The 16,089-nt window shown below is 35.2% G+C and carries 14 protein-coding genes; 3 read left to right on the top strand and 11 right to left on the bottom strand.

Annotated elements, in window-relative coordinates:
- Positions 1 to 203 precede the first annotated feature (203 nt).
- Entirely contained in the window at positions 204 to 1,091 is an 888-nt protein-coding gene (locus ABXT06_RS22205; RefSeq protein ID WP_354592686.1) for a DMT family transporter, read from the bottom strand.
- A 1-nt stretch (position 1,092) separates the two neighbouring features.
- Positions 1,093 to 1,614, bottom strand: a complete 522-nt coding sequence (locus tag ABXT06_RS22200; protein ID WP_354592685.1) for a GNAT family N-acetyltransferase — start codon at positions 1,612 to 1,614, stop codon at positions 1,093 to 1,095.
- Positions 1,615 to 1,676: 62 nt separating this feature from the next.
- Here ABXT06_RS22200 and ABXT06_RS22195 point away from each other — a divergent pair, with 62 nt between their 5' ends.
- A complete protein-coding gene (locus ABXT06_RS22195) occupies positions 1,677 to 2,540 on the top strand; it encodes a LysR family transcriptional regulator (RefSeq protein WP_354592684.1) in 864 nt (287 codons plus the stop codon).
- Between the two features lie 4 nt (positions 2,541 to 2,544).
- Here the strand turns inward: ABXT06_RS22195 and ABXT06_RS22190 are convergent, their stop codons facing one another.
- Both ABXT06_RS22190 and ABXT06_RS22185 read right to left on the bottom strand, forming a co-directional pair.
- The gene (locus ABXT06_RS22190; RefSeq protein ID WP_354592683.1) at positions 2,545 to 2,991 is read right to left on the bottom strand and encodes a GNAT family N-acetyltransferase; all 447 of its coding nucleotides are present in this window, start codon (positions 2,989 to 2,991) and stop codon (positions 2,545 to 2,547) included.
- 136 nt (positions 2,992 to 3,127) lie between these two features.
- A complete protein-coding gene (locus tag ABXT06_RS22185; RefSeq protein ID WP_354592682.1) occupies positions 3,128 to 4,015 on the bottom strand; it encodes a winged helix-turn-helix domain-containing protein in 888 nt (295 codons plus the stop codon).
- A 110-nt stretch (positions 4,016 to 4,125) separates the two neighbouring features.
- Here ABXT06_RS22185 and ABXT06_RS22180 point away from each other — a divergent pair, with 110 nt between their 5' ends.
- Positions 4,126 to 5,166, top strand: coding sequence for a ligand-binding sensor domain-containing protein (locus ABXT06_RS22180; protein ID WP_354592681.1), 1,041 nt, complete (start codon positions 4,126 to 4,128; stop codon positions 5,164 to 5,166).
- A 69-nt stretch (positions 5,167 to 5,235) separates the two neighbouring features.
- Here the strand turns inward: ABXT06_RS22180 and ABXT06_RS22175 are convergent, their stop codons facing one another.
- From ABXT06_RS22175 to ABXT06_RS22150, 6 genes are all read right to left on the bottom strand, one after another.
- A complete protein-coding gene (locus ABXT06_RS22175; RefSeq protein ID WP_354592680.1) occupies positions 5,236 to 5,562 on the bottom strand; it encodes a DMT family transporter in 327 nt (108 codons plus the stop codon).
- A 73-nt stretch (positions 5,563 to 5,635) separates the two neighbouring features.
- Entirely contained in the window at positions 5,636 to 6,196 is a 561-nt protein-coding gene (locus tag ABXT06_RS22170; RefSeq protein WP_308854989.1) for a Crp/Fnr family transcriptional regulator, read from the bottom strand.
- Positions 6,197 to 6,584: 388 nt separating this feature from the next.
- Positions 6,585 to 8,075, bottom strand: coding sequence for a TolC family protein (locus tag ABXT06_RS22165; RefSeq protein ID WP_354592679.1), 1,491 nt, complete (start codon positions 8,073 to 8,075; stop codon positions 6,585 to 6,587).
- 192 nt (positions 8,076 to 8,267) lie between these two features.
- On the bottom strand, positions 8,268 to 11,390 hold the full coding sequence (locus tag ABXT06_RS22160; protein WP_354592678.1) for an efflux RND transporter permease subunit: 3,123 nt from the start codon (positions 11,388 to 11,390) through the stop codon (positions 8,268 to 8,270).
- A 50-nt stretch (positions 11,391 to 11,440) separates the two neighbouring features.
- Positions 11,441 to 12,535, bottom strand: coding sequence for an efflux RND transporter periplasmic adaptor subunit (locus ABXT06_RS22155; RefSeq protein WP_354592677.1), 1,095 nt, complete (start codon positions 12,533 to 12,535; stop codon positions 11,441 to 11,443).
- 218 nt (positions 12,536 to 12,753) lie between these two features.
- Positions 12,754 to 13,113 carry a hypothetical protein gene (locus ABXT06_RS22150; protein WP_354592676.1) on the bottom strand — a complete coding sequence of 120 codons (360 nt, stop codon included), beginning with the start codon at positions 13,111 to 13,113 and terminating at the stop codon, positions 12,754 to 12,756.
- A gap of 438 nt (positions 13,114 to 13,551) precedes the next feature.
- Here ABXT06_RS22150 and ABXT06_RS22145 point away from each other — a divergent pair, with 438 nt between their 5' ends.
- Positions 13,552 to 13,998 carry an Imm44 family immunity protein gene (locus tag ABXT06_RS22145; RefSeq protein ID WP_111376430.1) on the top strand — a complete coding sequence of 149 codons (447 nt, stop codon included), beginning with the start codon at positions 13,552 to 13,554 and terminating at the stop codon, positions 13,996 to 13,998.
- Between the two features lie 193 nt (positions 13,999 to 14,191).
- Here the strand turns inward: ABXT06_RS22145 and ABXT06_RS22140 are convergent, their stop codons facing one another.
- Positions 14,192 to 15,916, bottom strand: coding sequence for a hypothetical protein (locus tag ABXT06_RS22140; protein ID WP_354592675.1), 1,725 nt, complete (start codon positions 15,914 to 15,916; stop codon positions 14,192 to 14,194).
- Positions 15,917 to 16,089 lie beyond the last annotated feature (173 nt).

Below are 16,089 nucleotides of genomic sequence, written 5' to 3'. Positions count from 1 at the left end.
GTTATTTCTCATCGCAACAAAATTTATTAAAGTTAAATTTTGTTACCGAAATATCTAACCTTTACAATTTCGACGAAGGAGAAATCTCCACAAGTAACTCCGCAGCGAAAAGTCAATCTTTGTAGAGCTTCTAACGGAGATTCCTCGTTCCTCGGAATAACAAAGACTGACTGAATTTCTATATATTAAAACCAATAAGAGCCTTAATTTTTTCTAATCAACAGTTTTAGTTTTTCACTTTTAAAATTGACTTCAGAAATAATAGTCCCGGCAAAAATCAAAGTTCCGCCCAAAAGTAAACGCCAAGTTAGATTTTCTCCTAAAATGAAAAACGCTCCGATTGCCCCAAAAACAGGTTCAAACAAATAAATAACCGCTACACGTTCTGCAGATAAATAACGTTGCGAAACGTTTGAAACCGTGTACATAAAAGCTGTAGAAAACAAAGCACAATAAATTACTCCCATCCAGAACGTATTATTTTGAGGAAACCATTCTGATGAACTATCTGTTAATGCTATAAAAAAAGTAAAAAGCGCACAAAACGCAAACATTGGAACAATAGAATATAAGAGGTTTTTGGTGGCCGAATGTTTTTCAACAGCTATTAAATAAACCGCAAAAGCAAAGGCTCCAGCAATCGTAAATAAATCTCCGAAGTTTATGTTAAACTTATCCTGAATGGCAATAATAAATAAGCCAGCTAAAGCCGTTAGAGCTGCGATCCAGATTTTTAGTGAAGCATTAGTTTTATAAACCGCCAGTTTTAATAAAGGAATAATAATAACTGTTAATCCCGCAATAAAAGAGCACTGAGAAGCATCTGTATATTTCAGCCCAACAGTTTGTAGCTGAATGCCTAAAAACATTGGAACTGCAAGTATAAAACCTGTTTTGATAGCTTCTCTATTGATGTCTTTAACGTATTTCCAAAAAACTATACTTAATACAGCTACAGCCAGCAGGAAACGATAAAATAAAAATACATTTAGCGAATAGTTGCCAATTGCCATTTTGGTAACAGAGTAAGATATTCCCCAAAAGGCGGTGCCAAGAATTAATAAAAACAATAAAAGCTGTCTTCTTTCCATTTTAAATCAATACTTTTTTCATCATTAAATCGGTTTGCTCGTCGTCACCTAATCTAAAAATATGTGTGTCAAATTGAATGAAACCATTTTTAGTATAAAAGCTTACAGCCCTCAAATTATTTTCCCAAACGCCAAGCCACATGTATTTTGCTTTTAATTCTTCGGCAATTTGCTCTGCTTGAGCGTATAAAGCCTGTGCGACTTTTTTACCATGAAATTCTTTTGCTACATAAATACGTTCTACCTCTAAAGCACTTAAATCTTCTTTTTCGGTTTGGGCATCGGCTGTATTCAGTTTTAGGTAACCCACAACTTTTTCGTCTAAAACAGCTAAATAGAAATATGATGAAGGATTTTTCAATTCAACACTCAATTTTTCTGTAGCGAAGCTTTCGTCCAGATATTTTTTCATGTTTTCTTCGCTGTTGACATCGGCAAAAGTTTCAGAAAAAGTTTGTCTGCCAATTGATTGAAGTTTTAAAACGTCCTCAATTGTGGCTTTAGTTATTTTTAGCGTGTTCATTTTTATTTCTTTAATGCATTAAAAGCTGTTTTTTATTCTTTATAAATGCGTAAATTGCATCAATGGATTTGCAGCAGATTAAATATTTTTTGGCTTTGGCCCGTGAACTTCATTTCTGGAATACTGCCGGGAAAATGAATATTACACAATCTGCGCTTAGCCGTCAGATTCAGTCTCTCGAGAATCAGCTTGGCATTCAGTTGTTTGAGCGTAACAAACGCAATGTCAAACTGACTGCCGCTGGCCAATTCTTAAAAGAAAAATGGGAGGTAGAAATGAGTAAATTGGAATTTATTCATCAATCTGCCCGCCAGATTCAGTTAGGGGAGAGTGGTACTATCACCATTTCTCATCCCGATTCTATTTCGGCTTCTGCTATGCCCGAAATTTTGTCTCGTATTTCAGATGCTTTTCCGAAGCTTAAAATCAAACTGGTTCAGGTTTTATATGAGAATCAGCAGGATTTTCTTCGTAATTATAAAATAGATCTGGCTTTTACAAGAGATATCAATACAGATAAAGATATTCAGTCTCAAAAAATCCAAACCGATTATTTAGCGATTGTAGTTCCGGAGGGTCATCCTTATCAAACGCCTGCTGATTTAACCAAAGAAACGCTTGCTTCTCAAAAGTTTATTTTACCAACTAATGACGAAGGTAGCAGTTATAGTGATCTTATCAGAAGGTTATTCAATTCTTTCGAGAATGCTCCCGAAGTGTATCTTTATTCTGAATTTGGTTCAGCAATTATCGCTTTGGTTCGAAAAGGACTTGGAATTGCAATTTTACCCGATTCGTATGTTTTTCATGAAATTCCAGGAATCCGATTTATCAAATTACCGCTAGAAACCGATTTGTATGTCAATTGGAGAACCGAAGACCATAACCCAGTTTTGTCCAATGTTTTGAAATTGATTATTCCGTAAACTCTTAAGCTCTCAGCATTCCGATATGCGGAATTCCGTCTTCATCATACACTTCTCCTTGTTCTACAAATCCTAAAGATTGATAGAATTTGGATAAATGGTATTGCGCACTAATTCGGATTGGACCTTTTCCGAATTTCTCTTCGCAACCTGCAATTGATGCTTCCATTAATTTTACTCCTAAACCTAATCCGCGATGCGATTTGGCAATTACAACTCTTCCTATTGAAACTTCATCATACGATATTCCTTTTGGGAGTAAGCGTGTCACACCTGCCAATTCGTTATCGACGTAATACAATAAATGAAAACCTTTCTGGTCTTTATTGTCTAAATCGAGATAAGGGCAGTTTTGTTCTACTACAAAAACGTCGCTTCTTAACCGAAGCATATTGTACATTTCGTGATTGGTTAATTCATCAAAAGATTTAATGGAATGGCTGAATGTCATTTTTTATTTTAGGCTTTAATTTTTGGCAAAGATAAAAGCCTGAGTAATGATATAAAATGCTATTTTTTTATCATGTGATGATAAAAATGCATTAATGACTTTGTGATGTAACTTTGTAAAATAAGAAGAAAAATGTCTAAGCGCTAATTTCAAGTTTATATCCTTTACTACGCACTACAACAATATTAACGTTAGGATCAACTTCCATTTTTTTTCTAAGTTTTGAGATAAACATATCCAGACTACGTCCGACAATGACGCCTTCATCTTCCCAAATTTCTTTTTGAAGTCGGTTTCGTTCTATAGTTTTATTAGGAGAAAGGGAAAAAATATGTAGCAGACGCGATTCGGTGGCGGTTAGGTCTATTGTTTTTTCGTCTATTAGTAGTTGTCGATTTTTTACATCGAACTGTATTTTTCCTAATTCTAAAAAATCATTTTTCTCGTCAGATAATGGTTTTCGCGACTTAACCGATCTAAAAAAAATAAAACCTACAACTGCTAAAAGCGGCAATCCTCCTAGAATATATTTGTTTTGGACAACACCTATATTTGATGGTTTGAATTTAATATTGATGCGATAATTAGCTTTGGGCTGTATTCTTCCTATGCAAGGTATAGTGTTGTCTTTTTTATTTTTGGATATGGCGTATCCATAAACTATTTTGGACTTACCTGAATTAAGAACACTAACAACATAATCTGTTGCGAGCGGGTCTTTGTCCAAATGATTTCCAATAGTCTTAATCAAAACTTCCGGTTGAAAAGAGAGATTCTTTTCAAACTGGATTTCGTATTCGTTTTCGGTAATATTTTTTACAGGAAGAACCCTTGATGTACTGTCACCAGATTGTAAAAGTAATTCATGCCCGATGCTTCGGAGCAAAACTTCCCTTTTGGCACTATCAAAATCATCATTGCGGTTTCCATTGAAAGCCACACAGATTAAAGCAATAAACACGAGTGTTACCAATCCAAGCAGATATTTGTATTTCTTTGGCTGAATATTTTGGCTAGAAAACATAGTGTCAATAGTTTATTTACAAAGTTTACAATTTTATTTACAATTCAAATCCCTTCAAACGAAAAAGATCAAAGTAATTTTGCTGAAACAACTTTGAAAATTAATAAAATATGAAGCGATACGCACCACTTTACACTTTATTTCTGATGTTTGTTTTTTTTACTTCTTGTAAAGATTGGAATCAAACAAATAAACCGATAGAAATTAGCAACGCGAAAATCGAAGACACGGCTTCAACTTATAGACCTACGGGCATGGTGAGAAATATAAAGCAAGATAGCAAAGGAAATATTCTGATTGCATCTTTCAAAGGCGTTTTTCGATACGATGGAAAATCGTTCACCAATCTAACAAGCAAGATAAAATTACCAAGCTTTTGGGATGTGCTGGAAGATCGAAAAGGAAATCTTTGGTTTGCTTCCAAAGATTCTGGTGTTTATTATTTCAATAAAAAAACTTTTCAGCATTTTGCAACCCAGGAAGGACTTGCGAGTAATAGGGTGGCATCTATTTATGAAGACAGGGCAGGTAATATTTGGTTTGCTACTGGTGCTGGAGCAAGCCGTTACAATGGGAAATCTTTTCGAAATTTTACGACTAAAGAAGGACTTTCCAATAATGATGTTACTTCTATTATGGAAGACAGCACAGGAAAATTATGGTTTGGCACCAGAGAAGAACCTTGTTTCTATGACGGAAAAACATTTACCGTTTTCCCAAAAAAAGACGGTAAACCTTTTCACAATGTATGGTCTATAATTGAAGATCGAAAAGGCAATATTTGGTTTGGTGGTTCAATACTGAAAGACCGAAAAGGGCAGAAAGGAGATACATTAGTTCTTGAATATGGTCTTTGGCGTTATGATGGGAATACTTATACAAAAGTTTCAGATAAAGGAACTTCTATCATATTACAGGATAAAAAAGGAAATATTTGGACTACAGGCGCTGTAAAACTAAATGGATATTGGGCACTTTCTCGTTATGATGAAAAAACTTTATACGATAAAAATCCACAAGTAACCGAAATATTCGCACTAAAAGGAATGGGAATGCTTTGCGGAATTCTGGAAGCTAAAGACGGAAGTATTTGGGTTGGATCTTTGAATGGTGTGTACCGTTATGATGGAAAAACCATTACGGATTTTTAAAGTTTCAGGTTTCAATTTTCACATTAGTTGAGTAACCTGAAACTTGAAACCTGAAAAAAAAACATATTTTTAGTGAGAAACTGCTTTTAAACCAACAATAGAACTAACTAAAGTAGCCAAGAAAAACAATCTCCAGAAAGCTGCTGGTTCTTTAAAAATAAAAATACCAACTAGAACGGTTCCGACTGCGCCAATTCCTGTCCAAACGGCATAGGCAGTTCCTAACGGAAGCGTTTCTGTAGCTTTCATTAATAAAAGCATACTAATTGTTAAGGAGATGAAGAAACCAATATACCAATAATACATTTCAGTACCAGTTGTAGCTTTTGCTTTTCCGAGACAAGATGCGAAGGCTACTTCAAATAGACCCGCGATGATTAAAATAATCCAGTTCATATAGTTAAAATTTTGTGATGCAAAGTTCTTTTATGGAAATCAGAAAAAAATTAACAAATGATAAAAAATAAAGTTATTTTAATTCTGCGCGGATTCTGCTTAAACTGACTTGCGTAATTCCTAAATAGGAAGCAATATGTCCTAGTTGAACTCTTTGCAGGAGTTCAGGATGATCTTTCATTAATTCCAAATAACGTTCAGATGCATTTTTGAATTGTTTAGAGATCAAACGTTCTTCGGTTTTTATCAATTCTTTTTCTGCAAATTTACGTCCCCAATTGGCAATGTGAACATCTTCATTAAAGAGTTTTCTAAGATTTTCTGTTTTAAGTTCGTACAATTCGCAATCTTCCAAAAGTTCGATGGTTTCATATCCAGGCTGATCTTCAACATAACTTTTCATTGAAATGATGGTTTCGCCTTCTTTTCCAAACCAGAACGTAACTTCATTATCTCTTTCTACATATGCTCGTACCAATCCTTTTTTTATAAAATAAATATTCGATTCTACTTTGTTGGCTTTTAGCAAAATATGCCCTTTAGCAAAAGCAATTTCGGTGACATTGTTTTGCAAAGCAAGCTTAGATTGCTCTGGAAGTTCATGTATGTGATCGAGAATTTTGGAAATATCCATTTTTTGTTTTTTGGAATAAAGATAATAGTTGTTAAATGTAACCGAAAAATTTCGATAAAAAAACAATAGCTTTCCTGTTGAAGGGCATAAAAATTAACGCAAAGTTCGCAAAGACATTTTTATTCTGAGACTAATCTAATCGATATTTTAAGTTCGCAAAGCTATGTCTGCACAAGGCTTTGCGAACTTTTTCATTGTAATGATTCTAAAAAAACTTTGCGGACTTTGCGGTAAAATATATATGTCTTTTATCTATGTGTTAAAAATAATTTAGTCCTACGGGTCATGTTTTAATAAAAAAATCCCGTTTCAAAATAGAAACGGGACTTAAAAACGACCCCTGCGATGAGCTATTATAAACAGAAGCCATTTTTGACCAACATATAAACTAATTTATTCCTCCGCCTAAAGCTTTGTACAGCAATACTTGTGAGTTTGCATTTCGTAATTGGATATCAACAAAATCCAATTCGGCCTGCAATTTATTTTTTTGTGCGTTGATGATTTCTAGATAATTGGCATAACCGCTCAAATACAAGTCGTTTGAGACATTTACGGCAATTTCAAGATGATCAATTTCGTTCAATTTATATTTTAAAACATCTTCGTAAGCTTCGTTTCGGTGCAGTAAAGCGCTCAATTCGTTGAAAGCTGTTGTCACTGCATTTTGATATTGAAGAAATGAAATTTCCTGTCTTCTGTTGGAAACATAAAATTCTTGTTTAATCTGTCCTTTATTGAAAACAGGAGCCGTTAATCCGCCCAATAATTGCCAAGCGAAAGAACCTGCATCAAATAAAGTGTTGAATGAAAACGAGTTGAAACCGGCATAACCGCCCAGATTTACGGTTGGGAAAAAGGCAGCGCGAGCCGATTTTGCATCAGCGTTGCTGGCAAGCAATTCAAAGTAAGCTTCAGATACGTCAGGCCTTTTGTGAATGATAGAGTCCACGCTTATTTTTTGATTTAAAACCTCTAAATGTCCAGCTAGGAAATCACTGCTTCTGTCAATTTTTCCGCCATATTCACCCAAAAGTGTCAATAAAGCTTTTTCAGTCTGATCGATGCTTAATTTTAATTCTGAAGCTTCGGCGTGAATATTATTGTTTTGAGCATTAAACTGCTGTACAGCCAATTCTGTAGCTTTTCCAACCGATCTTTGTGCCGAAACAATATCTAATGCTCTTTCTTGCGTTTTTAAGTTTTTATCGTAAATCGCAGCTTGTTTGTCTAGAGCAACAAGTTTAAAATACAAATCGGCAACATCACTTAAAAGTCTTGTTTGTAACAAACGCATTCCTTGCTGAGAAGCAAAAAATCGCTGTTGAGCCGCTTTTTTACGATTGCTTAGTTTGCCCCAAATGTCAGCTTCCCAAGAAACTTTTGCTCCTAGGAAAAAGTTGGGAGAAACATTTTCATTGATTTTTTGTTTATCTGTAATATTCTGAGAGAAGTTAGTATCATAGTTCCCAACGCCTTCCATCGTATATTTTCCGTAATGTGTTCCAGAAGCATCGGCAACAAAATCTAAAGAGGGAAGAAGCGCCAGTTTTGCCACTTTTAAATGCGAATTGGCAATCAAGATTCTTTCCTGCATGATTAAATAATCAGGATTCTTGGCAATAGCTTTCTTTAATAGTTCCTCTAATTTTGGATCTTTAAAAAAGGTTTCTGTTTTTAATGGAATAAAAGTTTCGCTTGATGCTTCTTTTCTTTGTGCATCAAAATTTTCTGGAAGCTTTGCAGCGTCTAGTTTGTTACTGACTTTTGGCGCAGAACAAGCTGTCAAAAGTAAAATTCCCGTAATTACAACGGCACTTTTGGTTGTCCTTAGAAACTGTATTTCAGTATGTTTATATTGATTTAATATCTCTTTCATTGTTTAATTTTATTTGTTCAATCTGTCAAGCATTTTTTAATCGTATTCATTAGCTTAGATTAATCTGTTAAATCTGCTTTAATCTGTATTAATCTGCGTGAAAAAAACTATGCGTAAAAAAATATTTCACGCAGATTTTAAAAGATTGTTGCAGATCAAATTAGATTTATTTACTCTATTTTGCTCAACGAATTAATTGTTTGACTTGCTCATTCGTTTTTCCAATTTTGCAAACAGTATGTAAAGTCCAGGAATGATTAAAAGACCAAACACAGTCCCGATTAACATTCCGCCCGCAGCTGCTGTTCCGATCGAACGGTTACCAATCGCACCCGCTCCAGAAGCAATACACAACGGAATCAATCCTGAAATAAAAGCAAACGAGGTCATCAAAATAGGACGGAAACGAAGTCTTGCTCCTTCAATTGCGGCTTCGACAATATCGCGTCCGAGTTTATTTTGTGCCATGGCGAATTCTACAATCAGAATGGCATTTTTGGCGAGCAGACCAATCAGCATGACGAGTGCTACTTGAGCATAAATATTATTGTCCAGTCCAACCATTACAAGTGCGATGTAAGAACCAAAAACTCCAACTGGAAGGCTTAATAATACTGGGAACGGAAGCAATAAACTTTCGTACTGTGCAGCCAATAATAAGTATACAAAAAGTATACAAAGCGCAAAAATGTAGATGGTTTGGTTTCCAGATAAAATCTCTTCACGTGTCATACCAGACCATTCTAGTTCAAAACGGCTTGGCAGTTTTTCTGCAGCAATTTTTTCAACAGCGGCAATGGCATCTCCAGAGCTATAACCTTCGGCTGGTTCACCGTTAATCATAGCCGACATGTACATATTATAACGCGTTAAAACCTCAGGACCGTAAACTCTTTCTAATTTGATGAAAGTAGAAAACGGAACCATTTCGCCTGCTTCATTCTTCAAATACATATCCAAAATACTTTCTGGATTTTGACGGAATTGCGGACTTGCCTGAACCATTACTTTATACATTTGAGAAAAACGGATAAAGTTAGTTGCATAAAACGAGCCTAACATGGTTTGCAAAGTAGACATGGCATTGTCTACAGAGATTCCTTTTTTAGCCGCCAAATCGTAATCAATATGAATTAAATACTGCGGAAAAGTGGCATCAAAACTCGAGAAAGAGTTCTGAATTTCTGGCGAAGCATTCAATTCTTTGATGAATTCTTTGGTTACTTTATCGGTATTGGTAATACTTCCTCCAGATTTATCCAGCAAACGAAGTTCAAAACCACTGGTGTTACCAAATCCGGGAACAGTTGGCGGTGCAAAAATCTCGATTTGTGCATCGGTAATGTTTTTGGTTTTTTCTGTAAGTTCCGCCATAAATTCGGTTACCGAAATATCACGTTCGCTCCAGTCTTTCAAGTTGATCATTCCCATTCCGTACGAAGCTCCAGCGATTTCAGTTACAATACTGTATCCCGCAAGAGTGGTTACGTTATCTACACCTTTAATTCCTTGTGCAATTTTAGTTACTTCGTCCAAAGCTTTTTCGGTACGTTCTACCGTTGCTCCTTGTGGCGTTGTAACACTTACGTAAACCATTCCCTGATCTTCCGTCGGGATAAATCCTGACGCTAAAAACTTGGTTGTTCCCCATGTAAGGATGCAAAACAATACTAATAATCCAATGGTAACAGTACTGCGATCAGCAAATTTTACTAATACTTTGATGTATTTTGAAGTAATATTATCAAACCAATGATTGAATCTTTGGAAGAAACGATCTAAAAGCGATTTTTTCTCTTTATTCGGATCGTGCGCTTTTAGCATAATCGCACAAAGGGCAGGAGTAAGGGTAAGGGCGTTAATACCTGAAATTACGATACTAATGGCCATTGTCAATGAGAACTGCCTATAGAAAACTCCAACAGGACCGCTTAAGAAAGCAACCGGAATAAACACGGCAGCCATTACAATTGTAATTGCAATAACGGCTCCGGTGATTTCTTTCATGGCGCTAATGGTAGCTTCCATTGGCGACATATGTTCTTCGGAGATTTTTACGTGAACGGCTTCAACGACGACAATCGCGTTATCGACCACAATTCCGATAGAAAGTACTAAAGCGAAAAGCGTTAATAAGTTGATCGAGAATCCCATCATCGACATAAAGGTAAACGAACCAATAAGCGCGACAGGAACTGCCAATACTGGAATCAAAGTCGATCTCCAATCTTGAAGGAAAAGGAAAACGACGAATGCTACCAAAAGAAAGGCTTCAACTAATGTTCTTAATACTTCATGAATCGAGGCGTCAAGGAAGCGCGAAACGTCGTAGGCAATATTAAATTCCATTCCTGGAGGAAAAGAAGACACTTTCAGTTCGGCCATTTTTTCTTTTACGCTGGCAATAACTTCAGAAGCATTCGAACCCGGACGCTGTTTTAGCATGATAGATGCAGAAGGTTTTCCATCGGTTTTAGAAACCATTCCGTAACTCATGGCACCAAATTCGATTTTAGAGATGTCTTTCAATCTTAAAATAGTTCCGTCTGAATTGGCTCTTAACGGAATTTCTTCGTATTGTTTTGGCTCAAAGAACTTTCCGCCATACTTAATTACATATTGCAGTTGATTGTTCATTTGTCCAGAACCTTCACCGACTTTACCTGGTGCGGCAGAAATGTTTTGTTTTTGAAGTGAATTAATAACTTCATTTGCCGAAATATTGTACGAAAGCATCTTTTCTGGATCTAACCAAACACGCATCGAATATTCTTTCTGCCCCATGATTTCGGCACGTCCGACACCATCAATACGCTTTAATTCTTGAAGAATATTAATATCGGTAAAGTTGAAGATAAACTGTTCGTCCTGAGTTTTGTCGGTACTTGTAATGTTCAAGTACATCAACATACTGTTTACCTCTTTTTCGGTTGTAACTCCCGCACGAATTACCTCTTCTGGAAGTTCGTCTAGAATTGTCGTTACACGGTTCTGCACGTTTACGGCAGCCAAATCGGGATCGGTTCCTACTTCAAAGAAAACCTGAATTAAGGTTAAACCATCGTTGGAAGTTACGGTTGACATATACGTCATTCCGGGAACTCCATTTATGGCTCTTTCTAACGGAAGAGCGACAGCATTGGCCGAAACCTCTGCATTTGCTCCTGTATATTTTGCTGTAACGGTTACAGACGGCGGTACAATATCTGGGAATTGGGTAATAGGAAGCTGAAACAACGCCAGCAATCCCAGAAGGACTATCATAACCGAGATGATTAATGACAATATTTTCCTTCTGATAAATAACTCTATCATTTTAAATGTTTTAGATAAATAATTAAATAACTGTTTTACAGATCGATAATCTACATTTGTTTCATGTTGATTTTATCGCCGTCTCTCAATGATTGTGTGCCTTCTTGTACAATTAGGTCGTCGCTTTTTAGACCTTCGTTTAAGATGTACACATCATCTAGTGTGGTTTCGATAGTAACATTCGTCATTTTAACTACTCCATCTTTGTTCACGCGGAAAACATATTGTTTGTCTTGAATAGAAAAAACAGCTTTCTGCGGAATTAAAATTGCATTGGTTTTTGGTTCTGAAATAATCAGTTTTCCAGAAGTTCCGTGTTTAATAAACCCTTGCGGATTATGGAATTTTGCTTTGTATTGAATAGAACCTGTCTGTCTGTCGATTTCTCCGTCAGCAGTTCTTAATTCTCCTTTTTGATCGTAAACTTGTCCGTTTGGCAATACCAATTTTATATCGCCCTGTGTGTTTAAGGTTTTGTCTTCCATCATTTGGAAATACGTATTCTCTGGAATTGAGAAATAAGCATAGACATCATCCAATTGAGAAACAGTTGTAAGCAATGAACCGTTTTCTACTAAACTGCCTTCTTTGAACGGAATACGGTCGATTGTTCCGTCAAATGGCGCGCGGATAGTGGTGAAGCTAATCTGTTGGTTGATTGCTTTTCTTTCTGCAGCAGCGTGAGCCAATTTCGCGGAAGCGGCATCATTTTTTGCTTTAGATAATTCTAACTCTTTGTCTGCAATTACTTTTTTATTGAAAAGAGTTTGAGCCTGTTCCAATTCTACCGTTGCAATTCTTAAATCGGCTTTTGCGCTTTTGTAAACCGCTTCGGCTTTTAGAAGTTGAATCTGAAGTTCAACATCGCTTATTTTGAAAAGGATTTGCCCTTTTTTTACTTTTTGTCCTTCGCTAACGTAAACTTTGTCCAGAAGACCAGGAATACGAACGTGAATTTCTACATTGTTTTTAGCATGTACATCGGCAACAAATTTGCTCGAAACTATAGTGTCTTTTAGAGTTACCTTATAAACAGGAACTGTTTTTATGTTGTTTGAATCTTTTTTTGTTTTATCACCGCACGAGACTAAAACGAATAAAGCCAAGGTGCATAAAAGAAATGGATTTTTATAAATGCTCATCATTAGGTTTAAATTTTTGAATAAATAGATGCGCTCCCTTGATACCAAAGTATCGGGAGTATGAATTTGGATTTTGAAAATATAAATGCGTACGGATGCTTTTATTTGGAAAAAGTACCGTTTAGAGAAATGTTTTTATAGCAATAGTGGCTCAATTACATAAGCAAATGAGGTATTGTTCCAGAAAACTAGAAAATATAAAAACAACGAAATTTTGTGGCCTAGAAAAGTTGGTACAAATGAAGGTGAGGATGCCTTTCTATATGGTATATTGAAGCGATACCATAGATTAAGCTTTCTTTGTAAAGTTTGAAGTTAATCAAATTACTGAAATACGGAGCTTTGATCGTACTTTGTTCCAAAGTAGTCGCTCTGCATTTCATTTTCTTTTTGAGCTTATAATGAACTTCTAAATTTTTAGAAGAAGAAAAGTCAGAAGAAAAAATCTGCGTATCGTCTGCCGCAACACTATCTAAGGTAATACAGTTGCTGAAAGTATAAATCGGCGAATACGTTTCGGTGCCTCTGAAAAAACAAAGCAGCGAAAGTAAAACGATATATATGAACTTAGTGGGTTTCATACAACTACAGCAGGAATTACAATTTTGTTCCTTAGAAAGTGGGATTAATTATTCTTTAAGGTGCGCCAAATATAGTAATTTGAAAAGTAAGGGTTCTTAAAATTTTCTAAAAACTATGAGATTTAAAAATTTGATAATAATTGGGGGTGGTTTTTAGGGGGTTGATTATTTTTGTTTCGCTATAAGTTATTATGTAAACGATTTAAGCTTAATGAATTTTGAAAATGCTGATATTTGAATAGTAGATTTTTATATTTAAAATCAATAAAGCTTTATACTTGTATTCGTTTTAAAGTCGGAGACTTTTTAGATATTTTTGCGTTTTTAGGAAGTATTTAGGATGGGCACAAAGTCGGAGACATTTGCGCAGCACTAGTAGGCAAGACTTCGGAGAGCTGGGGAAATCCAATTTTTAGATAATAATTAATAATATAATATATGAAACTAGGTTTAGCTCAATATACTTCGGCGGAAATTAAAAAAGAAACTAGATTTTTGATAGATTTTTCAGATGAGATGGAAAAATCTTTCACACAAAAAATATATGGAAAAGATTTAATGGAAATTGTAATTGGAATTATATGTGTAAGTCCAATTTTTGAACAATTTTTTAAACCCAAATTGCCAAAATATACAAAAGATAAAAAATATGTAAAAAGTGAGGGGTTTGAATATGAAGTTGAAAAATGTCTAGAGTATAGCATAAAGCTAGATTTTGAAACAATCAAAAATTTTTCAGAAATTGAAGCTAAAAAATATGTGTCTTTAGAAATTTTGAAATCATTAGAAATAATAGAAACTTTGAGAACTAAAATTAAAGACTTTGATTTGGCAACTTTTAAAAAAGATTTGGAATGTTATTTTAAGGAAAAGGGCTATATGTAAATATCAGCCAAAACAAATTACCCCCTGCTCCCCAAAGTGTTCATCTGAAAAGCTGCGCAAATGTCTCCGACTTTGCGCATTTTTTTTTTGGTCTTAGAATTTCTAAACGTAATAAAAGTCTCTGACTTTTTACAATTACATTTCTAAAATGGATTATAAAAAAGTTACTTTGAAAAATCATAAAAACTAAAAATCACTCCACAATACTAGAAGAATCCTTAATCTCAAAATCAGCATATTGCCAAGCATCATCAAAAGAGTTTTTAATTTTTAAAGCCTCTTTTTCTTTTTTCTGAAAGGTTAAAGCATTATAAAGTCCGATTAAGGCGAAGCCATTTTTTGGAAGCGTTTGTAGATCTTGGTTGTATACTTTTTCAGCTTCAGCATATTTTCCAGCTTTAAGCAAAACAGTTCCTAAATAATGTCTAACGGAGAAAAACCAATCTGGCGGTTCGTTGTAATTTAATTGGTCTTCAATTGTTATTGCTTTGTTTAAAAGAACAATCGCTTTATCTAAATTATTCTTTTTAGCTTCAACTCCTGCAGAAAGAACATTATTAGCAATTTGAACTAGATCGTATGTTGTATTGATATTCCAGATCGTAACTTCTTTTAAGGTTTTGTCTTTGGATAATTGGTTCAGAGAAGCAAGCTGTTTTTCGGCGTTGGCAATATCATTTTTTCCAAGATAAGCCATTCCTCTGGCATAATGCCAAATCGCATTCGGGTATACGAGATCTTTTTCAGGTTGCGGAATCTCCATAATTTTATCCCACATAGAGAATTTTACGGCTATATAATACGGAATGCTATAATAATGTTGCAAAGTTCCCCAACCAGCTTCTCGCATAATTTTAGGAGACATGTGTTGCTGTAATATTAGTGCCGATTCCCAAGCCAATTTTGAATTTCCTTCTAAAGCCGCTGTAGCCACCAAAAAATGATAATTGTGCGGATAATAGGCGAGAGGATAAGCGCCTTGTGCATTACAGGCAGTAGAATACAAACTGTCAATTCGAACAGCCTCAATGTTAGAAAGTGTGCCTTCGTGATAATCTCCTGTACGAATGTAAATGTGAGAAGGCATGTGAACCAAATGTCCCGATCCCGGAACTAAAGTTTCTAGTAATTTAGCACTTTTAAGTCCGTTTTCTGGATGTGAAGAAGCTTCTACCGCATGCACTAAAAAATGATGCGCTCCGGGATGCTTCGGATTTTTTTTGATCAATTCGTTTAAAACAGCAAGTATTTCTGGAGTCCATTTTTTAGGTATTCCGGTATCTTTTTCATACAAATCCCACGGATGCAGATTCATTTGAGATTCTGCATAAAGTGCTCCAATATCGGGATAAGAAGAGAACTTAGCATATACTTTTTTCATAGCTTCAGCATAAGCAATATCAAGAGGTTTTCTGTCTGTTTGAGGTTTGGCGGCGTATCTAACAGTTAGTGCATCGATTAAGGCAATTTCTTGTGGCGTACAGTTGGTAGAGAGTTTTTTAGCTTTTTGAGCAGCATCATAAGCCCTTTGAAAATTATCTTCTTCCATTCCCGCATTGTAATTCGGACCTAAAACATAAGCAAAACCCCAATACGCCATAGCGCAATTCGGATCTAAACGCGAAGCTTCATAAAAAGATCTTGCAGCTTCGGCATGATTAAATCCGTAGGCGAGCATTAACCCTTGATTGAAATATTCCTGAACTTCTGGATTATTGGTTGTAATTTTAAATGTCACCCCCTCCAGACCTTTAAATTTTGGCGCTTTTTTGTTTTGGGTGTACCAATCTTTATCGTTCGTTTTCGGAATATAGCATCCTTGCGAAGCGCTGACTTTAACTGATTTGGGTTCTGTGTTTTTTTCTTTACAGGAAATAAAAAGAAGAAAAACCGTAATTAGAAAGTAATTATATTTCATCGCAAAATAGATTTGAAATTATATAATCAGTGTAAAAGCTTGAAAGAAGAAAAATGATGCTTATAATCTAATAGATTGAATCGGAGAGTATTAAACAAAATTAAATAAAAAAGAAATAGGTTTTTTAAATATTTGTTTTTCAATTGTTTGTGTTTGGTAAGTTCGCTTTTAGG

The sequence above is a fragment of the Flavobacterium sp. UW10123 genome (assembly GCF_040538975.1).
Classification (GTDB): domain Bacteria; phylum Bacteroidota; class Bacteroidia; order Flavobacteriales; family Flavobacteriaceae; genus Flavobacterium.
This window is presented reverse-complemented; position numbering and strand designations above follow the sequence as displayed.